The sequence below is a fragment of the Bacteroides sp. RTP21281st1_H5_RTP21281_210402 genome (assembly GCF_040918965.1).
Lineage (GTDB): Bacteria > Bacteroidota > Bacteroidia > Bacteroidales > Bacteroidaceae > Bacteroides > Bacteroides congonensis.
Map to the genome: position 1 here is coordinate 33,102 of NZ_JBCOWR010000022.1, position 23,481 is coordinate 56,582.

14 protein-coding genes are annotated in these 23,481 nt (G+C 42.4%); 5 read left to right on the forward strand and 9 right to left on the reverse strand.

Features of this window, described 5'->3' with window-relative positions; all coding sequences use genetic code 11:
* Positions 1–442 precede the first annotated feature (442 nt).
* The 5 genes from AB5443_RS22195 to AB5443_RS22215 all read left to right on the forward strand — a co-directional run bounded on the left by AB5443_RS22195 (position 443) and on the right by AB5443_RS22215 (position 8,151).
* Positions 443–3,523: a SusC/RagA family TonB-linked outer membrane protein gene (locus AB5443_RS22195; RefSeq protein WP_368114488.1), complete on the forward strand. Its 3,081-nt coding sequence runs from the start codon at positions 443–445 to the stop codon at positions 3,521–3,523.
* A 16-nt stretch (positions 3,524–3,539) separates the two neighbouring features.
* On the forward strand, positions 3,540–5,111 hold the full coding sequence (locus AB5443_RS22200; protein ID WP_368114489.1) for a SusD/RagB family nutrient-binding outer membrane lipoprotein: 1,572 nt from the start codon (positions 3,540–3,542) through the stop codon (positions 5,109–5,111).
* A 21-nt stretch (positions 5,112–5,132) separates the two neighbouring features.
* A complete protein-coding gene (locus AB5443_RS22205) occupies positions 5,133–6,278 on the forward strand; it encodes a glycoside hydrolase family 18 (RefSeq protein ID WP_022139872.1) in 1,146 nt (381 codons plus the stop codon).
* 41 nt (positions 6,279–6,319) lie between these two features.
* Positions 6,320–7,462, forward strand: coding sequence for a DUF1735 and LamG domain-containing protein (locus AB5443_RS22210; protein ID WP_044654413.1), 1,143 nt, complete (start codon positions 6,320–6,322; stop codon positions 7,460–7,462).
* 158 nt (positions 7,463–7,620) lie between these two features.
* Positions 7,621–8,151, forward strand: a complete 531-nt coding sequence (locus AB5443_RS22215) for an RNA polymerase sigma-70 factor (RefSeq protein WP_022139870.1) — start codon at positions 7,621–7,623, stop codon at positions 8,149–8,151.
* Between the two features lie 114 nt (positions 8,152–8,265).
* Here AB5443_RS22215 and AB5443_RS22220 read toward each other — a convergent pair whose 3' ends face one another.
* From AB5443_RS22220 to AB5443_RS22260, 9 genes are all read right to left on the reverse strand, one after another.
* Positions 8,266–10,695, reverse strand: coding sequence for a beta-N-acetylhexosaminidase (locus AB5443_RS22220; protein WP_368114490.1), 2,430 nt, complete (start codon positions 10,693–10,695; stop codon positions 8,266–8,268).
* A gap of 159 nt (positions 10,696–10,854) precedes the next feature.
* Positions 10,855–12,105, reverse strand: a complete 1,251-nt coding sequence (locus AB5443_RS22225; RefSeq protein WP_368114500.1) for a thioredoxin domain-containing protein — start codon at positions 12,103–12,105, stop codon at positions 10,855–10,857.
* A gap of 54 nt (positions 12,106–12,159) precedes the next feature.
* Positions 12,160–13,326, reverse strand: coding sequence for a hypothetical protein (locus AB5443_RS22230; RefSeq protein WP_368114491.1), 1,167 nt, complete (start codon positions 13,324–13,326; stop codon positions 12,160–12,162).
* A 1-nt stretch (position 13,327) separates the two neighbouring features.
* Complete coding sequence (locus AB5443_RS22235) at positions 13,328–14,470, reverse strand: hypothetical protein (RefSeq protein ID WP_368114492.1); 1,143 nt, start codon at positions 14,468–14,470, stop codon at positions 13,328–13,330.
* Positions 14,471–14,482: 12 nt separating this feature from the next.
* Positions 14,483–16,186 (reverse strand): S8 family serine peptidase, encoded by a 1,704-nt coding sequence (locus AB5443_RS22240; RefSeq protein WP_368114493.1) that lies wholly within the window; start codon positions 16,184–16,186, stop codon positions 14,483–14,485.
* A gap of 30 nt (positions 16,187–16,216) precedes the next feature.
* Positions 16,217–17,218: a peroxiredoxin family protein gene (locus AB5443_RS22245; RefSeq protein WP_368114494.1), complete on the reverse strand. Its 1,002-nt coding sequence runs from the start codon at positions 17,216–17,218 to the stop codon at positions 16,217–16,219.
* Between the two features lie 19 nt (positions 17,219–17,237).
* Positions 17,238–18,269, reverse strand: a complete 1,032-nt coding sequence (locus AB5443_RS22250) for a hypothetical protein (RefSeq protein WP_368114495.1) — start codon at positions 18,267–18,269, stop codon at positions 17,238–17,240.
* Positions 18,270–18,309: 40 nt separating this feature from the next.
* Complete coding sequence (locus AB5443_RS22255; protein ID WP_368114496.1) at positions 18,310–19,866, reverse strand: RagB/SusD family nutrient uptake outer membrane protein; 1,557 nt, start codon at positions 19,864–19,866, stop codon at positions 18,310–18,312.
* A 21-nt stretch (positions 19,867–19,887) separates the two neighbouring features.
* Positions 19,888–23,466: a SusC/RagA family TonB-linked outer membrane protein gene (locus AB5443_RS22260; protein WP_044655070.1), complete on the reverse strand. Its 3,579-nt coding sequence runs from the start codon at positions 23,464–23,466 to the stop codon at positions 19,888–19,890.
* Between the last annotated feature and the right edge of the window lie 15 nt (positions 23,467–23,481).

Sequence of the window (23,481 nt, forward strand, 5' to 3'; positions counted from 1 at the left end):
TATATATTGGGAAATATGGGGTTAGCATTCATGAATATTATTCTTATCCTACATCATTTTTACAAGTAGATAGAACTTTAATGAAAAGATTGGCGTGTCTAATCTGCTATTTATTAGTTTGTTTTGACTTATTTATGGTTCGTTTATTATATATGTCTCATATTAATATTATAATTTGTATTTATAAATTATCTGATATTATCTTGATGTCTTCTTTCAATTTTAACATATAATTTATTGCATATTTGCTTATAGTGTGTATATTTGTGGCGTTAAGTCTTGAATAATGGGTGTAAAACGAAAATTTTAATCAAATTTCGAATTTGTTGTTGATGCTGTTATTGTTTACAGTGTTTTGGTTTTTGTGCGATAATGAGTTCTTATATGTAAATATAATAGAATGTTATTTGTTTATAACTTTTAATTTTAAATTTATTACTGAATGAAAACAAATCTGAATCGCAAAGGTTTCTGCCTGCTTTTTAGCTTTTTGTTACTTGCAAGTGGTGGGAGTGTATATGCATCCGACTCTCATACTGTCAGTCAAGTACAAGACAATGTAATCAGTGTTTCCGGTACTGTAAAAGATACCAAGGGAGAAGCTCTGATTGGTGTAAGTGTACTGGTGAAAGGTACTACTAATGGTACGGTAACTGACCTGGATGGAAAATTCTCTTTGAAAGTTTCCATGGGTGATGTTCTTGAATTCTCGTATATTGGCTATGCCAGTCAGTCTGTGACGGTAGCTAATGCTAATCCTTTAAACATTGTGTTGGATGAAGATACCGAAGTGCTGGAAGAAGTTGTGGTGACAGCTTTGGGTATCAAGCGTGCTGAAAAGGCGTTGACGTATAACGTTCAGCAGGTGAAAGGCGATGAACTGACTGCCGTAAAGAGCTCCAACTTCATGAGTTCATTGGCCGGTAAGGCTGCCGGTGTGCAGATTAACAACAGTTCATCCGGTCCCGGTAGTGGCGTAAAAGTTGTGATGCGTGGTGCTAAGTCTATCAGTCAGAATAACAATGCGTTGTATGTGATCGATGGTATTCCGATGTACAACGTCAATACATCAAGTAGTGGTGATTCAATGAACTCACGTGGTAGTACGGAGTCCATTGCCGACATTAATCCGGATGATATTGAAAGTATGTCATTGCTGACCGGCCCTTCCGCAGCCGCCCTTTATGGCTACGAAGGTGCTAACGGAGTGGTGCTTATCACAACCAAAAAAGGACGTAGTGGTAAGACTAGCCTGAGCTACAGCTTGAGCGCTACATTCAGTAACCCTCTGATGATGCCCGAATTTCAGAACAGATATGGCAACATGACGGGTGAGTCGGATAGTTGGGGCAATCCTACGGATTATCGTTACGATCCTTCCGGCTTTTTCAACACAGGAACGAACATCACTAATTCTGTTGCTCTTTCTACCGGTACTGACAAGAGCCAGAGTTATTTCTCTGTAGCTGCCACCAACGCTACAGGTATTTTGCCTAATAACGATTACGACCGTTACAACTTTACGTTCCGCAATACGGTTAACTTCTTGAATGACAAGTTTACCCTGGATACCAGTGCCAACTATATCATTCAAAATGACAAGAATATGATTTCCCAAGGTTCTTATATGTCTCCATTCCCGGCTCTCTATCTGTTTCCGCGTGGCGAAAGTTTCGAAGATGTTGCCACTTACGAGCATTTCGATCCGTTGACAGGTGCCACAACACAGTTCTGGCCTTACGGTCAAATGGGGCTCGACCAGCAGAATCCTTACTGGACGATGAATCGCATGAACCGTGAGACGGAAAGAAGACGTTATAAACTGGCTGCCAGTCTGCAATATAACATTATGGAAGGACTGAACGTGCAGGGACGTGTCAGCATTGACAACACTGAAAACATCTTTACGGAAAAATTCTATGCCGGAACATTGGCTACGTTTTCCGGCCCGAAGGGACACTATAAGGAAGACGTCCGCCTCGACCGTCAAACTTATGCCGATGTAATGGCAAACTTCAATAAGACATTCGGCGATTTCAATATAGTTGCCAACGTCGGTGCCTCTATCAAGGATACTCGTATGAAATCCAGCGTGATAACCGGAAACTTGGAATTGGTGACTAATCATTTCACGATTGAGAATCTGTCCCGTACCAATAACTATAAGGTAGAAGCTGACGGTTTGAAACGCCAGACACAGTCTGTTTTTGCTAATGCGGAAATCGGTTGGAGAAGTTTCCTTTACCTAAGTCTCACGGGACGTTCGGACTGGGATTCTGCGTTTGCGTTCTCCGACAGAGGAACAAAGGCTTTCTTCTATCCTTCTATAGGTCTTTCCGGTATCTTGAGTGAAGTCATCAAATTGCCTGACTGGTTCACATTCCTGAAAGCCCGTGTATCCTATACTTCCGTAGGTAACTCTTATGATCCGTATATGACCAAAGTGCGTTATGAATACGATCCGCAGAACCATGCTTACAAAGTCATGTCTCACTATCCGAACTCTGACTTGAAACCGGAAAAGACCAACTCTTTCGAAGCAGGTTTGAATATGCGTTTCTTCGACAACTCATTGAATCTTGATATCACTTATTATACCTCTGACACCAAGAACCAGACATTCTACGCACCGCTTCCTGCAAGTTCAGGTTTCAAAGATGTAGCGATTCAGGCAGGTAGTGTACAGAACCAAGGTATTGAGATGGCATTGGGTTATAACAATGAGTGGAGAGATTTCGGTTGGAGCTCCAACCTGACATTTACTTATAACAAGAATAAAATCAAGTCACTGGCAAATGGCGTACAGAATCCTTATACGGGTGAGTTGATTCAAATGGACTTTGTTGAAAAGGCTCGTTTGGGTAGCGGAAATGCTCCGACACTGCGCTTGGTGGAAGGTGGCTCTATGGGTGATATCTATACTAACCGTGACTTCAAGCGTGACAATAACGGTTATATCAGTCAGGATCCCAAGACCGGGCTACCTACTATGATTGAAACAGAACACAGAAAGATTGGTTCCGTGTTGCCTAAAGTCAATATGGGTTGGAGAAACTCGTTTACTTACAAGGGCTTCCGCCTGAATGTATTATTGAGCGGACGTTTCGGCGGTAACGTGGTTTCCGGCACACAGGCGTTCATGGATCGTTTCGGTGTATCAGAATATAGTGCGAAGTTGCGTGATGCCGGTGGTGTAGTGATTAACGGACGAACGATTACTGCCAAGGATTATCTGGGCATTGTGGCAGCCGGTTCCGGTGAAAGTGACTTCTATGTGTACGACGCTACCAACATTCGTTTGCAGGAAGTAAGTTTAGAATATACTATTTCCAGAAAGAAACTGCGCAACATTGCCGATGTAACATTGGGCTTGATTGGAAACAATCTTGCCATGATTTACTGCAAGGCTCCGTTCGACCCCGAACAGGTGGCGTCGTCTACCAGCACGTTCTACACAGGTGTGGATTATTTCATGCAGCCTAGCTTGAGAAACATGGGTTTCAGCGTAAAAGTACAATTCTAAAAAAATGGAACGAATTATGAGAAAAATCAATATGATTAAGACTGTAAGCGCAGTAACTTTTGCATCATCGTTGTTACTCGCTTCATGTACAAGAAACTTTGAAGATTTAAATACACATCCCACGGATGTTTATGATGACCAGATGACTGAGATTGAGAAGGTCGGCTCGGTATTTCCCGTGATGACCTATCTGCTCAATCCGCAACAGGAAAACAATAGCCAGATGACTGAACAAATGGTGGGATCACAGTATGGTGGTTATTTTACGTGTACTAACAAATGGAACGGTACCAATTTTAGCTCGTTCAATCCGCAACTTAACTGGGTGGATACTCCTTTCAAGGATCTGTTTACGGATTTCTATCCTAACTTTCTGAAGGTGAAAGACCAGACCGGAGGTGTCGGAACGATTTATGCCTGGGCTTCCATTATCCGCGTAGGCGTAATGCTTCGTGTAGCTGACACGTATGGTCCTATTCCTTATTCTCAGATGGGGCAGGGTGAATTTGCCGTAGCTTATGATGATGTTAAGGATCTGTATCACAACATGATTACTGATCTGACGAAGAGCATTGAAGTACTGTCAGGTGTTAGTGGAACTTCGACTGCGTATGCAGACTATGATGTGATGTATCAGGGTGATTTCAGTAAATGGGTGAAATATGCCAATTCGTTGAAGTTACGTATGGCTGTGCGTATTGCAGCTGTGGATACGGAATATGCCAAACAAGTGATGGCGGAAGCTATTCAGAGTGGCGTGATTGAGTCCAATAGTGATAATGCTTACCTGAAGACCTCTAATAATCCATTCCGTCTGGCTTCACAAGACTGGGGTGACTTGGCTGTTAATGCTACGATTTCTGCCTATATGAATGGTTATAATGACCCTCGTATTGGTAAATACATGACGGAGTCTAAACAGAATTATTGTGGAGCACGCATGGGTAACAACAGTGATAATTTTAAGAATAATTACGGACAACCGGGCGTTTATGGATCAAGCGCAAACTATTCGAAACCGGCATTTGAAAGAAACTCATCGATGCCTGTATTTTATGCCGCCGAAACTTATTTCCTGAAAGCGGAAGCTGCTCTTCAAGGCTGGATTGACGGTGGAGAGGCTGCTGCCAAAGGATATTACGAACAAGGTATCCAAACTTCTATGGAACAATATGGAGTGAGTGCTGGTAATTATTTGTCAAGCACAACAAAACCGGCAGGTTTTACGGATGCCATAAATGCTAGCGATAGTTATACGTTTGCAACTGCAGCAGCTTCTGTAGCTTGGGAAGATGGTGATAACAAGCTTCAGAAGATTATTACCCAAAAGTGGATTGCTAATTATCCGATCGGTTTTGAGGCTTGGAATGACTTCCGCCGTACAGGCTACCCAGAAATGGTTCCTCCCAAAAACAACTTAAGTTCAGCCGGATATATCGGAGATATTACTGATGGTCGCATGGTGCGCCGTCTTCCTTATCCTTCTACGGAAAAGGACAGCAACTCTGCTAATTTGGAAGCTGCAATTTCTATGCTAGGCGGTCCGGATACAGGTAACACAGACTTGTGGTGGGCTAAAAAGAACTAATCTTTAAATTATTTCAAGAATATGAAAATGAAAAATATCAAGACTATAGGATTCTCGTTTGCGGTTGCGCTGTTTGCGGCAAGCTGTACGGATGTAGAATCTATCAATAACGTTGACTTGAACGGAACCGTCAAGACGGATGAATACTATGCCGCTTTGCGTGAGTGGAAACAGACACCGGGATTGCCACAGGTGTTCGTATGGTTTGACAGTTGGACCGGTATTACGCCTACGGGTGAAACTAGTCTGCGTGGTTTGCCGGATTCGGTAACGATTGCTTCCAACTGGGGAGGTCATCCGAAATTCGAATTGACTCCCGAAAGAAGAGCTGATATGGAATATGTACAGAAAGTGAAAGGGACGAAAGTAGTAGTAACACTGTTCTCGCAGAACATCGGGGATGACCTGCCGGACAAGGAAATTTATCATACAGCAGGAACCAGTCGGGATCCGGAAGTGGTACGTCCTGCCATCAAGGCTTATGCGGAAGACCTTTACAGAGCTTGCCTGGAATGTGGCTATGATGGCTATGACTGGGACTATGAACCCGGTGGTGGAATGGGAGCCGGTCAGCTTTGGGCTAATAAAGTACAAAGGACCATTTTCGTGGAAGAACTTTCTTATTGGTTCGGACATGGCGCAATGGATCCCGAACGTGACCGCGGTGACCGCCCCATGCCGGAAAAGCGTCTTCTTTTTCTGATTGACGGTGAGATTGGAGTCCGTACTGGTATGGATAAAGAATGGCTCTCTTACTATGTGGACTATTTTGTGCTGCAAGCTTATGGCGGAATGTCTGATTGGAGAATAGAAGGAGTGTTCCGTGATATGGATGACTGGATTCAGCAGGGAATCATAACGCCTGAAGAAATTGTCCGCAGAACTATTACAACCGAAAATTTTGAGTCTTATGCCAGCACCGGTGGAGGATTTTTGTCCACAATGGCCAACTATATTTATAAAGGAACATATAACGTGAAAGGAGAAACGGTTAATATTGACCAGCAGATTGGCGGTTGTGGCCTTTATCGTTGTGGTTTCGACTATAATCAGGGCAAGGGAGACTATGACGGTTCTCCGGAATATTATTTCTTGCGCCAAGGTATTACGACTCTTTACAGTATCTATTATGATCGTCTGAATGGCACATCCAATGGCGATGAATAAGAATAAATAACGGTTAAATGAATCTTATAAGCATAAAAGTTATGAAATATATCTATTTATCAAGTCTTGTAATTGCACTGTCGGCATTCCTGTTTATGGGATGCGATAATGCAGACTACAAAGCGCAGGGAAATAGTCTGTATATTGCAGACGCTGCCGGAACAGCCAAAGCTGCAACAATCACTATGGATGGTGGTGCGGATATCAATGTTACAGTGCGTCTGGCGCAGAAGCTCGCGGAAGATGTAGAAGTGGAAATCGGATTTGCTCCGGAAATAATTGCAGGTTATAATGAAAATAATGGTACAGAGTATGAAGCATTGCCGGCGGAACAACTGCCACAGGATGCTACGGTGACTATTCCTGCCGGTGAAATTAGTGCCAATTTCCAGTTGCACATTGACGACTTTGCTACGAATGGTATTACTTATGCCGTTCCCTTGGCATTGGGTAATGTCTTGAAAGGTAATGTGACAAAGTCTGCTGCACAAGGTCGGTTTATTTATGTATTGTCCAAGCCGTTGAATGTATCTGTTCCGGTGATGAAGCCTCGTGGTTCAGAAAATGTGCAGACAGATCCGGAAACAGACTGGGGTGTTTCTGTAGAAACTTACACGTTGGAAACATGGGTGCGCATGAGTAACTTGAATAAAAATAATCAGGCTATCTTCAATGTTCGTGCCAATAATGAGGTCTATGTTCGATTTGGTGATGCCAATCGTCCTTACAACTATTTGCAAGTTAAGGCTCATGGTGACGGTGGAACAGAGACTGCAAGAGACTGGAATACCAACCAATGGTATCATTTGGCTATTGTTTATAACGGAAGTGAACTTATTATTTATCGTGACGGAGTGCGTGTGGCAGGAAAGCAGGTTCCCGCTCCGAAAGGTGGAATGGTAATCAATGGCTTGCAGATGATTTCCAGTAGTTCCACATATTTCCCGGCTGAATGTGGAATGAGCCAGGTACGTTTCTGGAGCTACGCCCGTTCGGAAGCAGAAATTCAGAATAACATGTTCTTTGAAGTAAATCCGAAGAACCCGAATTTGATTGGTCTATGGCCATTGGATGAGGGTGAAGGCAACACATTCAGAGACGCTACCGGACAAAATCGTGATATGACTGCGGGTGACGGTCTTATCAGACGTTGGGAACATAATGTCCGCTTCGATAAAAAATAAAAGACTTTTTTACATAATAATGTGAAATAGGTATTGGTAATACACAAGGGAAGCCCCGGTTTATTCGAGTATCTGTGAGAATACGAGGTAATGCTGGGGCTATTTTTGTGTTCTTCAAAGTGATGGGTTTTACCTACGTCACCAAAATATTTATTACCATGATAGATAACAGTAACCAAGTAGAAGAAATATTTTCAGTGTTTTATTATGCGAACTTTTCGAAAATAAGAAAATACGCGTACAGATTGTTGAAATCAGAGTGTGATGCAGAAGATGTGGCACAGGAAGTGTTTATCAAACTTTGGGAACAACAGGAAATCTGGTTGAACAATGAGCGGAAATTAGACTCCTATCTTTTGGTTATGACTAAAAATATAGCTTTAAACATTCTCAAGCATCAACGGATAAAACTGGAATATAGAGAGCGTTTTATACAGGAGTTTCCATCCTATGAACAGGCAAATAGTGATAATTTCTGGGCGGACATATACCGTCGGGAAATACTGCAAAACATATTTATAATGTTGGAAACTGTTCCTGAACGTAGAAGAAGCATATTTAAACTCAGCCGTTTTAAAGGCAAAAGCCATAGAGAGATAGCCAACAAACTGAATATATCTGTCCATACGGTAGAACGGCAAATATATTTAACGCAGCTAAAGTTAAGGGAAGTGTTCTTGCTCATTTAGCGGCAAGGGCTCTGAATCCTATCATGGAGTATTTATTTTTTCTATACAAACAAAAAACGAGACTGTCTAAATTACGGTAAGACAGTCTCATTTTTATTTATCAATTAGCTATGCTTAATAAGCTTCAATTTCATCAATCCACAACTCGGCAGGAATAATCTCCGGCCCATTGTTCTTTTCAAAATCAATGCCGTTACGCAACTTGCCACCACTCTGTATTTTCACTTTCAGGAAAGTAGCCTGAGCCGGTTCAAATTCAATAGAATCAGTGAAAGCGATTCTTCCGGTTTGCGGACAATCATGCTTCAGCTCTTTCTGTGCTACCTGTGTATATTGTTTTCCGTCAGCCGAGACCTCTACGGCAACTCCGCCGGCAGGAAGCATCCTCATGGCAGGATTAAATAAAGAGCCGAAAACAACTTTGCTTACCTGGGTCGATTGATTCAAATTCACAATAAATTCCAGATCTTTCCCTTCCGTGATAGCAAAACTGCTCCATGGATTATATGAAGCATTGTTTCCCCGTTTGCCATTCGTTAATCCGAAGGTAGTCTTGTCAGCTCCCATTACATCGTTCTCGTCGAAAATGTCGCCCGTCCATCCCATTTTGTAATTGACAGTAAACGGTTTTCCTGCCAGTAAATTGCCATATAATGGCTTGTGGGTAACCTTGTCCAGCATCTTACCGTCCTTGAAGGCAGCAGCCTTCAGGTCAATATTCCCTTCGAGTACGAAAGGCTGCTCATACAGAGTAGAAGTTGAGGTAGGTTCACTGCCGTCCGTTGTATATCGGATTTCCGCATTCGGATAGAAAGATTCTAAAAGTACCATTAAAGGGCCGTATTCATCAGCATGCGTATTTACGTTTACGTTGAAAAAATTGCGGCAAGGTTTCGTATTCATTATTTCCAGACGCTCGAACACCGTGACCATACGTTCGCAGAAATTTTTCCAGTCCTTGTTGGCATCCAGTGTCCAGCCTGTTTCTGCGATAGCCATCGCACGAGGGAAAGCCTGATAATCCGTACGGTCGGAAGTTTTCATATATTCTCTCCAGAGATTCCCCTGCATGCCAATCACGTGTTTCTTTACCAACTCGTCGGCATCGTCCGGGACAGGATTATAGCTATATGTCTTTTTCAGAGTCGTATATCCGCCGATGGTAGTCGGAGCAATAGCCGGATCTTCCTGATAAAAATCCAGATAAGCATATGGCATCGGAGTCATAATGGCATTATGCCCTGCTTTGGCAGCGTTCAGCCCGCCTTCTACACCACGCCATGACATGACGGTGGCATTCGGTGCCAGTCCGCCTTCCAAAATTTCATCCCAACCGATGATGTTACGTCCTTTGCCGTTCAGGTATTTCTCCATACGGGTCACGAAATAACTCTGCAATTTATCTTCTTTGCTATGCTTCACGCCATCCACTTTGCTCGGAGTCACATCGTCCTTCAAGCCTAGCTGACGGATTAACTGCTGACAGAAAGCACTGTTCTTCCAGGCAGTCTTGGGACATTCGTCACCGCCGATATGAATGTATTCGCTGGGGAAGAGTTCCACTACCTCATCCATTACCCCTTCAAAGAATTTGAAAGTCGTTTCGCTCGGGCAGAATACTTGTTCGAATACGCCCCATGTAGGAGATACCTTATACGCCTGCGTAGAATCACAAGACAGCTCCGGATAGGAAGCGAGGGCAGCCAACGCATGTCCCGGCATTTCTATTTCGGGGATAACATTGATATACTTGCTTGCGGCATAAGCTACTACATCTTTGATTTGTTCCTGCGTGTAATATCCGCCATGCTCTTCTCCGTCAAATACTTGTGGATAGTTTACATAATAATAATCTACCAACGTCTTTTCACGCTTGGAACCGATTTCCGTTAGTTTCGGATATTTCTTTATCTCGATTCTCCAACCCTGATCGTCTGTCAGATGCCAGTGGAAAGTGTTCATCTTATTCATGGCCAGTTGGTCGATGAACTTATAAATATAGTCTATCGGTACATAATGGCGGCAAACGTCCAGCATCAGTCCGCGATAAACAAAACGGGGAGCATCTTCTATTTCTACGGCAGGAACTGACCAGTCCGCTTTTTTATCCAGTTGTTTTCCGTAGATGGCAGTAGGGAGAAGTTGGAAAAGGGTTTGCACTCCATAGAAAAATCCATTCGGCTGAGAGGCAGTCACTGTGATGAGGTTGGAAGTGACGGAAAGTTTATACCCCTCTTTCGGCATACCTTTCTCCATGACGAAACAGATAGCCTGTTTGCCGTCTGCGCTATCAGCTTCTTTTAAAGTAATTCCTGCTGTCAGTTTCAACCGTCCGGCCAGACTGTCGGCAATGTCTTTCACTTCGGGAGTATCGGGCGGAACAACCAGCCTGACTTTGTTGCTTAACTCGAAACGCCCTTCCCTCGGGATAATTTGATTGGGTTTGGGAACGATGTTGTACTCGTTCGCCGCCTCTTTTGGCTTTTGACAACTGGGGGTAATCATCAGCAAAGACAAAAGAAGAAGAGAAATACTTTTCTTCATGGTCAATAATGTGTGTTAAGTTATAAATAAATTTGACAGGACAAATGTACTTGTTTAAATGATAAGTTCCAATTATATGGAAATAAAAAAAGCCGGGATTGATTCCGGCTTTTAGTTAAAGTTTTAGATTAACATAGTTATGTAATTTAAGAGAGTTTTTTATTTCAAGAGTTGTTCTTCAATAATCTGTACATACTTTTCCGGAGTAGCTCCGACCTCGACGATAGGCTTGCCACTCACCGGAATAAAGAAAAGAGTCGGCAATGCCTGTATTCCGAAATGTTTGCACAAGTCTTTCTCTTTATCCGCATTCACTTTGTAGAACATGACTTTGCCCTTATACTTTTCAGCCAGTTCTTCCATTTTCGGAAGCAGTCTCATGCAAGGACCGCACCAAGTTGCCCAAAAGTCGATGACCACGGGCTTGTCTCCATTATAAACGAAATCATTGCCTGTCCGGTAATCAAAAATATGTTCCAGAAAGAATTGGCGGGTAATCGGGTTCATCTTGCCGTTTTCTATTTTGACTTCCGTTACTTTTGCTTCCGATTCGGGGATAGGAGCGAAGTCAAATGGTTGGAAATATATTTTCTGGTGAATATAGTCAATGGAAATAATACCCTGTTCCAATATTCCCTTCCCTAATACAGAACGCTTTAAGAAAGGATTTCTAACAGCGAGAGCATTCTCTATTTTAGTTTTTACAAACATTGTTTCCGGAAGGAGCAGACTCTCTTCTTCATAGCTGGCTTCCTTATAACCGTCGGATACTTTTTGAGGAGTACCTTTAGTATGTGAAGTACTCCATTCATTGAAATCTTTTTCAGTTAGGTTGATGATGTTTTCGTTCCAAGTGTCAAGTACGAAAGAGACGGATTTACCTTGAATTGAAATGGGACATACTGCTCCCAATCCCGTGACAATGTCAAAGTCCGAACGATAATTCAGTTTTATATATGAAGGACGATAAGGCTGAGTAATGGTCAGTTTTTTCCGTTTCAGGTCAATAGTCAGTACAGAAGAACGGAAGAGAGAAGAATTCAAAATTCCTTCTACACCAAGTTTACGCAAATAAGGTTCTTCTTTTAGGATAAACACTGGTAGATTATTGCTGAATGTGTTATTGCCGATAGCCAGTGTCTCAATCTCATATACATTTTCTACAGGTACTTTTTTGAATACAAAATCATCATAACTTTTGAAAGAACCGTTTTTTTCCGTATTGATATGTAACCTCTTGACAGCTTCGGGAAGTAGTGCGTTATGTCCTGCCAGATCCAGTACAAAATCGGCCGGTTCACCATTGACAATGACCTCGACGATAATCTTGCCGTCAATTGTTTTGAATGGAATGACTTCTGTCATGCTATTTTGTGTCTGCGCCTGAAGAATTCCGGTCAAACCAAGCATGAAAAGCAGGCAAAACGAGTATATTATTTGTTTCATATTCTTTGATTTTAGAATTTATTTCTCCTTTTTGATTTCAATTCTTTTTTCTTTATTCTCTTTTCTGACTATAATGTATCCGGTTTCACCGGGAATGGCATCCATGATTTTCTCTACAGCTTCTTGTGTCATCGGACAACCTTCCAATGAAGTTCCGTTGATGTTGACAACTTCGTCTCCAATGTTTACTTTGTCTTTTATGCTGTCCCATACAGTAGTGACTTCAAATCGTTTGTTACGTGGCAGCACATTTACGTTCCACAGTGGGACTGCTCCTTTCATATCTGTTGCTTCTTCATTGTAAGGGAAAAAATAGATGAGTTTTCGCATATAATCGATAATCACTTTACCATATTTCAACAAGTCCACTCCAATAATTGTTTCGCTCATCACTGTGGTGACACTACCTACATTGGTGAAATCCTTTCCTAATATGTGTATGGAAGGTACAACCACTTTCTTTATGTCAACAGGAGTTCCCAATCCCGCAATACCGGCAGCGATAATGCCATGTCCATGATTAACGGTTTTTGAACCGGAGACGGTCTGTAACTTTTCAAGGTCATTATTAGAGTAGAGCAGGAAGCCGTGTGCCCCTGTATCAAACAAAATGTTTTTTTCAGCACTTCCTATCCGTATCTTGAATTTGGAATAATTATTATCATCGGTTAATGGAGTCCCATCGTTCACCTTCAACCGTTCGGGGCGATAAGGGTAGTTGATGACCATAATTTGTGAACGCGAATCAAATGTGATGACTGATTGTGCAAAAGCATCTCCTCCCAAAATACCTGCTACTCCTAGTTCTTCAAGAAAAGGATTATGAGGAAATACCAATGTTTTCAATTGGTTGAGCTTATACTGTTCTCCGATAGTAATATCTTGAATATATGCTTCTTGGAAGCTGTTTGACTGAGTGTTTATATCTGCGATTTGTTTATATCCCGCAGAGACTGCTTTCATTTTTGCTGCGGCATTTCTCATAGTTCCGGTTCTTCCACCAGTATCGACCAAGTATTTGGTTTTTACATTGTTGACAGTAACGGGGATGATAATTTTATCTTTAATAAACTCATAGTGGATTGTGTCACATACCTTGTTCCTGATTTGTGCATTGGCTACAGGAGCAACGCAATATAAAAATAATATCAGGTATACGTTGGTTAATATCCCTTTGTCTTTCATATCATTCTTTTTTATACACAATGTCTTTTTCCTCTCCGGAAGCTGTCCGAAGGGTTAGTTTACTTTGTTTTTTTACTTTCAATTCCGGTATCCCTGTCAGGATGCTTTCACAGAAGTCATATTTTCTGACTGGTTTTCCATTAATCTTTATTACTTTGTCTCCTACTTCTACTTTCCCTTTAGCGCTACTCCATACAGTGGATACGAGTAAATCGCCCTCCTTCACTGTCAGGTTGAAGTTATGGAACTGGTCATTTATCTCATTTTCCGGTTGAAAGGATTCGAAGTAGAATCTTTTGCGTGGATAGTCGATGGTTACTTTGCCATATTCCAGCAATTTGACTCCCAGCAAAGTATAAGGATGAGTATTGGTGGTAGTTTTTATATTACGGAATTTAGTGGGGCCCAGAGAAATTAACGGGATTCTGACGCGGTAGGAAGAAGCTTTTGCCGCTTGCCCGCCTACTCCGACATTTCCTTCGCCATATCCTTCGGAAAGTACGTCCAAAGATACTTCCTGTTTTAACTGTTCAAAATCACTTTGTTTCAATGATAACAAGCTCGGGCTACCGGTATCGAAAAGAACAGGCAGATTACTGACCGGCGTGATCTGCATCTGAACAATAGGCATGCTGCTATTTTTAACAAATCCCTGCATTTTACGCAGAGATACTGTGGAAGGTTTCTCGGCTGATGTAACAGTGATATTCTGCTTTTCTGAATCGATGGTGATAATCATATGTGCGAATAAATCACTTCCTATGATTCCTTCTGTGCCGAAACATTTCCAGCCTTTTACTTCATTGATAATGAGCGAAGGCACATTGGTGAAATTGATTCCCTTGTCAGGCGTTGTCAGGTTTTCGATGCGTGTCATCCGGTAATAGTTGTCTTTACTGTTGACGTCAGTCACTTTTATTGAGTCTGTGACCGTCAGTTGCAAGGCTTCGCATGCCGGGGCAGTGAGCGCCGTCCGTCCCCCGGTATCGAAGACAAACGAGCGCATCTTGCCATTTACCGACATTTCCACAATCATCTTTCCACCCACTATCCGATAAGGAATGACTGCTTTGTATTGTTGAGCGAATAAAGGAGCTATTGCCCCAAAAACGATGATAATTCCTGTTATGAAAATGTGTCTCATTTCTATAATTTCTTATTTACCAACTTTTTCAGCTTCAAGAATTGCCTGATAGGCATTCACTATACCACCGGCGATACACAAGTCATCGAAAAGGAACAGGTCTTGTGAAGGCTTGTTTTTGATAATGATTCCTTTCTCTACCTCTACACCTTTGCGTGAGGTAACGCTTTTCAGCAGAATGTCACGAAGTTGTGAACCGGTCAGTTTCGGGAAATAGGTTTTCAATAAAGCAGCCACTCCTGCTACTGTGGCTGTGGCAAGCCCTTCACCTGTTGCCTTTTGGTACGTATCTCCCATGTATGAAGACAATATATTCGTTCCCGGAGCATAGAGATCTACGGTAGTTGCGCCATAATTGGTATTCATTACCGGATTTCCTTTTTCATCAGATGAAGCTACTACCATCAGATTAGTCAGTTCACCGTCTTTAGTCATTTTACGGTTCGGGAAGAATTCCTCTTTGTCCATGTCTCTGGATAAATCCCATACCGGAACAATCACCAATACTCCTTTCTTTTCAGCTTCCTTCAGGGCGTCTGCCACCCATTGTCTCTGTGGCTCGGGATATAGTGAATTTTGTTCGGGAAGAGTGATGATGTCTGCTCCATGCGCTACCGCATATCGGATGGCAAGTGCTATATCTTTCAAGTAAGGTTCTCCTTTACCCGGATGAACACGCAATGTCATGATCTCGGCATTATCGGCAATTCCGTTGCTGCCTATACCGTTGTCGCGTTTGGCGGCAATTACCCCAGCCTTAAGTATTTCGGAGGCGGCATCCGATGTCAACAGCACATTGTTGCCATAATGAGTGTCGTTGATATCCATGGGATCATCTCCTACGATTTCTTTACGGTGGTCGTCACTATATCTTTTCATGGCGGAATTGTAAGAGTTGACAGCATCCGTTGCCGATTTTTTCATTTTCTCACGGACAATTTCCCACTTGTCTGTCCTATAAATACTGAAGGCGTAAGCGGCAAATACATAGACCACATCCGAGATACTGTCACGTTCGGCTTTAGGATCATAGCAAGTCTGGAATTCTTTCATCGTAAGTTCCTGATTCGGGAATTTTTGTTTCATTTGTTGCTCAAACTTATCCATGTATTCTTGGATGACATATGAAAACTGCAAACTGTTATAAGCTTCTGCAATGGGGGATTCCGGTGTTATCTTATGGCGATAATATCTGTACATTTCCAGATCGTCGGGAGCAGGAACTTCTTGACGCTTTCCGTCTATGATCTTATAATATTTCTTTCCGTCAAAAATATAACCGGTATATTTATCTTTCAATCGGAAAAATTCACGGTCACCTTCACGCATCAAAGATTCCATGACCTGATTGTCTTTTCCACCGATAAAGTTCCAACCGTTGATATCGTCCACCAGTCCGTTCTTGTCATCATCTTTCTGATTGGGCTTTTCTTTGCGGTTCACCCAGATGGCATGTTTCAAATCTTCATGCTCTACATCCATTCCACCGCCTATCATGGCAACAACCGGCCTTTTTTTAGCTTTCTTTTTGTTGGCTGTCAGATATTCATAGGCTTTGTTTACTTCTGCTCCGTATACACTATCTTTGTCGAAAGAGCAGTTGAACCAGTCCATTTCTGATTGTTTGTTTATTTTTTCTGCTTTTTGTTTTACTAATTGGGCGGAGCCTGTCATGCTGATTAAACAGCAAGCGGCCAAATATACAAATTTCTTCATTATTGATGAGTTATAATTGATGATACATACTTATTTTCGTGCTTCCAGGATAGCCTTGCGTACTTGTTCTCCGCGTATTTTCCGTGCCAGAAGTTTTCCTTCCTTGTCGATGACCACAAGGAAAGGAATGGAGAAAAAACCATAGGCTGCTTGAATTTGGTTAGGTTGGTTATTCTTGGGAAATCCTTCCTTATCCCAAAGCATGATCCAGGGAAGTTTTTCTTCTTCCAACATTTTTCGCCAGTTTTTTTCTTCGCTGTCCAGAGAGATACTGATAAACTCGAGGTCATCCCCTTTCAATTCATTGTATATCTTTAGCAGGCTGCGCATTTCTTTGCGACATGGAGCGCACCAGGAAGCGCAGAAATCCAACACAACGATTTTTCCGCGAAAATCTTTCAGGCTGACTTTCTGCCCGTTGGCGTTTTCAAAAGTAAAATCAGGGCATTGTGCTCCCGGAATATAACGTGAAAGAGTATTCATTCGTTTTACAAGCCATTGGGCGGACAAAGAGTTTCTTGCTTGTTCCGGTATCATGTCCAACAGCATTTTGTTGGAGGAGTAATCTTCCGTGTTGACCAGATACGCCAATGCTGCCGCCATTTCGGGTGTCAGTTTACCTTGAACGGAAGGAGATATTTTTTTCTTCTGCCGTTGGTTATCTTCGGGTATGTATTTCTGAAGCGTAAGAAACGGATCGATGCCAGTGAAAGAGAGTGAAGTATTTTCCGGTTTTGTAGCATCAAAATATCCGTTGATGGTAATCGGATTATTCTCCAGATAGATATTCTGTGTCATGTCACCGATAGAAAGCGTATACACGTCAGGTACTATGTCTTTCTTTCCGGTGGAAAAAAATCCGTCAGTATTGATTGTACAGCTTAATATAGTGTTTCCGTTCAAATCTTTCACTTGTAAGGCGGCAGGTTTGATAACTCTTATTTTACCTTTGATTTGTAATCCGTCTTCTCCCCATGCGTTAGTTACGCACAAGAGGAATAAGATAAATAGTATGTTTTTGACTATTTTCATATTGTTGATATGACAGTTTTTATTCATTAGGAGTAGGAGAGGCGAATGCCGGATAAGGAGTGATTTCCCAATTTTCCGGTCCATTGGCAATCTTTTCCAAATCAATATTGTATTGCTCCTTCATATATCGTTGTATATAATCGAACTTTCCTTTGATAAACGGATAGTCTGCTGAAGGAAACAGTGCTTCTCGTTCTGCAGAGGTCAGGCGTAATGACAACCCCATGTAATTGAGAAAAGTCGTTTTTGCATTTGGTGCGAGTGAGCTTGGCTTGGCATAATCCAGACTTGTAGAATTTATGACTCCGGGATAACCTCTGTTTAAATAGTGGTTCGGATTTGCTTTATCCTTCTCGGTATCACCGGTAACCAGCCTTGTGCCATGATCGAATCCCGTATCAAACTCTTCCGGAATCACGATATTTCCTCTGTCAATAGCTCCTGTCAATATGCAAGAAAGGATGTCATATCGACGTTTGGTATAACTGTCTTTATTCCCACTGACCGGACTTTTCCATGCTGAAACCGGGTCGGATATGCCGCCGTATTTTGGGTCTGTATGTTCTGTTCCCCAAAAACAGGTGAGCCAGGCATCCAGAAAAGTGGCTGCTGAATGATTAAGCTGTGCAGTAGGTACAGGCATGAATGATAGTACGGAATAGAAGTCATAAGTAAGATACCAGTACATTGGGAACACTTTTTCCGTGATTTGCGGATTTATATATTGAAATACATGTTCTTGCATGAACCGGACATAAAACTGTACCATTTCGTCATTGATACATCCGGTGCCGTAGAATGTAGCATACAATCTGCCATCACCGCCCGTCCAGCTCTTAGTGAAGTCTTTATCGATGATATCTTTATAGATAAGCCGTACACCGAACTTTTTATAAATTTCAACGATTTCATTATCCCAACTGTTATTTCCTTGCGGAAATTCAAAACGTCCTGTATTTCCTGAATGTGTCGGAATGATAGTCTCTTCTTCGTAGCAGGATGACAAGGCCAGGAAACACATCAGCATCCATATATTATATATTTTCTTCATTATCTCTGATAGTTTATTTATAGTTCAATATGCTATTTGTTTACTTAGATAGACTGCCGGAGCGCTTGGGGGCTAACGGATTTTGTTCAAGACGCATGTTTTTATCTAAAACTTCGTTTGGAATAGGCATGGTGTATGAACGGTCTTTTTCTTCCAGTTTATACGTCAGCTCTCCCCATTTACGAGTGAAAGAAGGCATTCCGTATCTGCGCAGGTCAAACCATCGCTGTCCTTCGAAGCAAAGTTCTTTTCTGCGTTCTTCGCGAATCCGTTCAATCAATGCATCTCCTGTCAGTGTTGAGAGGTCTGCATAAGATTCCGGATTGGTATAGCGATTCTCCAGCAGACTGTTCATTGCTTTAATGGCATCAGCTTCAGCATTGTTCATGGCAGATGCCTCGGCATAATTCAAGTAAGCTTCGGACACTCGGAATGAGAGAGCGAAATAATCTCCCGCACTTGACGGTGAAGAGTTGGTTACCATAAACTTTCCGAAAGCAAGATAAGTATCATAATATTCATTATTATCGGGATTTTTGGTATCCTGCTTCAGTTCTCTGACGATGTATAGATCTTTACGCAAGTCGTCAGCATGGAAACTTTCAAGTAATCTGTCTGAAGCCTTGAAAGCTCTTCTTTGGTTATTACTGCCTGTCCCTGTCAAATAAGGTGATGTGTGTGCTGCCACCAGGTCGGTGATGTTTCCGTACAGCCAGATAACTTCCGGTGACTGGTAGTTTGTAAACTCACGGTAGGCATTTGTCTGTTTGGGATCTGGTAGGGAGATACCATTGAGATCAATCAGTGTGAAATTCCAGTCTTTGATAACTTTTTCGGCATATTTCTTCGCTTCAGCCCAATTATTCATGTATAGATATATGCGTGATTTCAGCAATTCTATCATAGGCAGGCTCACCATATAATCCGGTTGGTATTGTTGCTTTTCCGGTAATGTGAGGAACAGGCGTTCGGCTTCATTGAGATCCTTTACAATCTGATCATATATTTCCCCTACTGTATTGCGAGTCATGAGAATATTCTCTGCTTCCCTCATCCCACTGTCCAGTTTCAAGGGAACACCCAAGGCCTGTGGATTATAATTGTAGGGAGCTCCGAAGTAATTGACAAGCAGATAATAGTAAAAAGCGCGCAGTCCCAATGCTTGGGCAACGACATAGTTTTTTTCCTCTTCAGTGCCGGACACATCATCTATATAGTCGATGGCAGCGTTGGCACCCAGCAGGAGTTTGTAGAGTCCCGCCCAAACATTGCTGTAGCCATAACCTCTTTGCCGGGCAACAGTGAACATATCCGGTTGCCAACAGAAGATAGCGCCGAGTCCTTCCATGGAATTGATGTGGTTGTCAGAAAATGTATATCCTTCCAACTGCTGCTCTTGTATGTCATCACTGAATATTTCCAAAAAGGAGAGTACTCCCGTTGAAGTTTGTGTAGGATATGCTTCTCCGATCAGCATTTCTTGTAAGGCATTTGCGTCTTTGGGCACATATTCACTTTGTGATTTAGGCTCCAGAAAGTCACCGCAAGAACAAAAGATGACTAGAGACGCTGCATAAAATATATTTCTTAGTTTCATATCTGATTCTATTTTGATTAATTAAAAACCGATGTTTATACCGAATGAATAACTACGTGGCATGATGCTGTTCTCCAGTTCCGGGTCGAATCCGTTAAATCGCTTGCTTGCAATGACAAAAAGATTGTTTGTCTGGAAGTTCAGAGACAAATTCTTGGCATGAATCTTTTTACACCATTCCGGATTCATTCTCCAAGTGAGACTAAGGTTACGGCAACGGAGGAAAGAACCGTTAACCACCATCGCGTCCGACATTTCCCACATTTGGATGGAAGTTTCTGCATATTCTCCGTTGGGCAATGTAGTCAATGTTTCCGTACCGGTAGGCAATGCTGGTATGATGGTATGTGCTTCATCTCCCGGTTTCTTCCAGCGGTTTATCAGGTCACGGTTCGCATTGAGTACTGGGTCGGGCATAGTTGTCCTTGAACCACCGAAATCATTGTAGGGAGAGGGTAAGCGTTTCTTGCTTCCAAGCAACAATGAAAATCCTGTGTTCAGGGTCAGTGACTTATAACGGAAACTCAGACTCAATCCACCCGTGAAGAACGGTTCTCTCTGACCGGAGTATACCAGGAAGGTAGTCGGGTCGATATCCTTGTTCTTTTGTTCTTCAGGAACGTCCAGCAGGTTGAATGTCGGTTTTCCGTTTCCGTCCAGTCCGGCAAAAGAATAGGACCAGAAAGAGTTGAGCGGATATCCTTCTTTGATAATTAAAGAGCCCGATCCTTGTAGGAAACCATTATGGTCTGTTGTTATTTTCGTTTCACCACCCTTATTCCAGTTCTTGGATGCATTCAGGCTGATACTTAATGCGTAGTCACGTTTTTGGAGCGGGGTGAATGATAAGGTATATTCCACTCCCCGGTTATGGATGATACCACCATTCTGTCTCATTTGTGGAATACCATATTCATAAGGCAGTTCCAGGGTGATAAGAGCATCCGAACGACGGGTGTAATACTCCAGATTCATGTAGAACATATGAAACAGTTCCAAGTCTACGCCGAAATTCCATGATTTCGTACGTTCCCAAGTCAGGTAGGGGTTAGGTATCTGATTGATTGTAGAGTAATATTGGTTATATCCCTGTTTCACATTATTCTGGGTCAGGATAAGCTCAGGGCCGTAATTGGTCAGCGCATTTCCCTGAATACCAAATGTTCCTCTGAAATTCAAAGTTGTGATCCATTTCATATGTTTCTTCATAAAAGCTTCATCAGAAGCTCTCCATGAAAAACCGAGAGAGTAAGTCGGGTCGATGCGTCGGTTGATATCCTGACCGAAGCGGTTGGAGGCATCGTTACGGATATTGGCATTCACTACATACCGGTTTTTGAACGAGTAGGCGAATGTGGCAAATACGGAGAAGAAATTATTGGTAAGGTCGGTTTTCTTCCATAGTCCGCTGTAAAGTTGGCTTAAAATTCCCCAGTTGTTGAAAGTGGGATTACCTATGGGTTGGAAATTTTCTTTCGAAGTGGGAGGGACGATACGTTCTCCTCTGTCGGGCACATATCCCCACACGGTATTACTTACTCCCTTCCCGGTAGTAGAGCGGAGCTCCATACCGAGCAAGGCATTCAGACGATTATCTTCGTTGAATGTTTTGCTGAACTGAAGCTTGTTCTGAATGTTGTAGGAGTGTTGGTTGGTATTGTTGGTGAATAGTTGTCCGCCGAATGGAAGTTGGGCAGCTTTGAATTCCGGACTGGTCGGTGCTACGGAGTTGTAATCGTATCCGCGGTATTTGTCGGCTATATAGAATGTGCGTTCTGTTATCCAACTTTCATTGCTATTATTATTTTCCGTATAGCCTCCTGTGAACTGGTAGGTCAGCCAGTCAAGAATATTCCATTTCAAGTCTAAAGAAGCGGACATATGGGTCGAACGTGACTTCGAACCACTGTTGTCCCTTTCATTAATGAAATTGTATGAAAGAGATTCATGTGTGTTGTTGTATGCATAATTGGTGCGCTGCTGATAATAAGCATCGGGGTCGATGATACGGTTAGTTGTCGTAGCGTAACTTAACGGGTTCACTCCACCGGCAAATCCTGTAGTGGTTGACACACTTCCATTCAAAGTGGTACTGATAGACAATTTCGGAGTCGGGCGCATTAACAAAGAGATACGTCCGGTCATGCGTTCGTTGTCATTGCCGATTTCCTGACCTTCACTGTTGTTATATCCCACTGAGACAGAATAACTAAACTTGTTGGTACCTCCCATAGCGCTCAAATTATGGTTATGGCTGAACGAGCGACGGGTCAGTAATTTGAACCAGTCTGTATTTCTTGTTTCCATGTTCCGGTAAGCCTCGCTGTATTCCGCTTCCGAAATGTCATGTTCCAGATACATGCGTAATAACCCTTCATAAGTATATGGCTCTTTGTAGGGAAGCCGTTCATATGACACTCCCCAGTCGAATGCTTCTTGAGAGAACTGAAGCCGTTCTTGTGAATTCATGAAGTTGAACATGCCATAGTTGGGACGCTGTCCGATATTGAAGCTGGACGAGTAATTCACGGTCAGGCGATCGGTTGTATTCTTTTTAGTGGTGATTTCAATAACTCCGTTGGATGCCTTTGAACCGTAGATAGCGGTGGCGGAAGCATCTTTCAGTACAGATATGTTTTCTATATCAGCGGGATTGAGCCATGAAATCTGGTTACCGATGATATTTTTCAGATCTTGTGTCATCACGTCACCGTTGTCCAGATTCACAGAAAAATCCTCTTGGATGATACCGTCTACTACCCACAGCGGATCATTATTTCCTAGCAATGTGCTGGTACCTCGGATTTTTATCTGCGGGGTAGTACCTACACGGCTACTGGTATTGTTGACTATCATTCCGGCCACTTGTCCTTGTAGCATTTGGTCGATAGTATTGTAGGAAGGCATCAGGATATCCTTTGCCTTAATAGTGGTGATGGAACCAACCAGGTCACGGCGTTGTATATTCTGATATCCTGTCACTACCACTTCATCTATCTCTGTATTGGAGTTGTTCAATGTTACATTGATTGTTTTCTTGTTGGCGGTATACTTTATCGTTTTCTTTTCCATGCCGATAAAAGAATAAGTCAGGGTCAAACCTTCTTGTGCCGGAATGGTCAATGTGTATTTTCCATCCGCATCTACAATCGCTCCACGTCTCACTCCCCAAGCTACAACTGACGCTCCGGGTAGAGGCTCACCGTTCGTGTCGCGTACCCATCCGGTGATAGTGGCTGTTGGCTGGTTTTGTCTTTTTTTAATAACAATGGCATTACCGGAAATCTCGTAAGTAAGGTTTGTTCCTTTCAAACATTCATCCATGATTTCGGCAATCGTTTTGTTTTTGGCTTTGACATTGATGTTGCTGATGTTTTCAATGTCCTCGGTCGCATACATAAAGACGAATTTCGTCTGGTTTTGTAAGTGCCAGATAGCGGATTCCAGAGATTCTCCTCTTAGATCTACGGAGATTCTCTGATCCTCCTGCGCCTGAACTGCAAATGAAGAAAGGACAAACATGTATAAAAGGCAGGTTCTTATAAGATTCCTGCTCAGATAAGATAACGCCTTTAATAAAGGCTGCGCCTGTTTTCTCATAATGTATAGCTATAA

What these genes read in the sequence shown, in the direction of transcription:
- AB5443_RS22195 (WP_368114488.1), top strand. Translation starts at nt 443, where the DNA reads ATGAAAACAAATCTGAATCGCAAAGGTTTCTGCCTGCTTTTTAGCTTT.
- AB5443_RS22200 (WP_368114489.1), top strand. Translation starts at nt 3,540, where the DNA reads ATGAGAAAAATCAATATGATTAAGACTGTAAGCGCAGTAACTTTTGCA.
- AB5443_RS22205 (WP_022139872.1), top strand. Translation starts at nt 5,133, where the DNA reads ATGAAAATGAAAAATATCAAGACTATAGGATTCTCGTTTGCGGTTGCG.
- AB5443_RS22210 (WP_044654413.1), top strand. Translation starts at nt 6,320, where the DNA reads ATGAAATATATCTATTTATCAAGTCTTGTAATTGCACTGTCGGCATTC.
- AB5443_RS22215 (WP_022139870.1), top strand. Translation starts at nt 7,621, where the DNA reads ATGATAGATAACAGTAACCAAGTAGAAGAAATATTTTCAGTGTTTTAT.
- AB5443_RS22220 (WP_368114490.1), bottom strand. Translation starts at nt 10,695, where the DNA reads ATGAAGAAAAGTATTTCTCTTCTTCTTTTGTCTTTGCTGATGATTACC.
- AB5443_RS22225 (WP_368114500.1), bottom strand. Translation starts at nt 12,105, where the DNA reads ATGCTTGGTTTGACCGGAATTCTTCAGGCGCAGACACAAAATAGCATG.
- AB5443_RS22230 (WP_368114491.1), bottom strand. Translation starts at nt 13,326, where the DNA reads ATGAAAGACAAAGGGATATTAACCAACGTATACCTGATATTATTTTTA.
- AB5443_RS22235 (WP_368114492.1), bottom strand. Translation starts at nt 14,470, where the DNA reads ATGAGACACATTTTCATAACAGGAATTATCATCGTTTTTGGGGCAATA.
- AB5443_RS22240 (WP_368114493.1), bottom strand. Translation starts at nt 16,186, where the DNA reads ATGAAGAAATTTGTATATTTGGCCGCTTGCTGTTTAATCAGCATGACA.
- AB5443_RS22245 (WP_368114494.1), bottom strand. Translation starts at nt 17,218, where the DNA reads ATGAAAATAGTCAAAAACATACTATTTATCTTATTCCTCTTGTGCGTA.
- AB5443_RS22250 (WP_368114495.1), bottom strand. Translation starts at nt 18,269, where the DNA reads ATGAAGAAAATATATAATATATGGATGCTGATGTGTTTCCTGGCCTTG.
- AB5443_RS22255 (WP_368114496.1), bottom strand. Translation starts at nt 19,866, where the DNA reads ATGAAACTAAGAAATATATTTTATGCAGCGTCTCTAGTCATCTTTTGT.
- AB5443_RS22260 (WP_044655070.1), bottom strand. Translation starts at nt 23,466, where the DNA reads ATGAGAAAACAGGCGCAGCCTTTATTAAAGGCGTTATCTTATCTGAGC.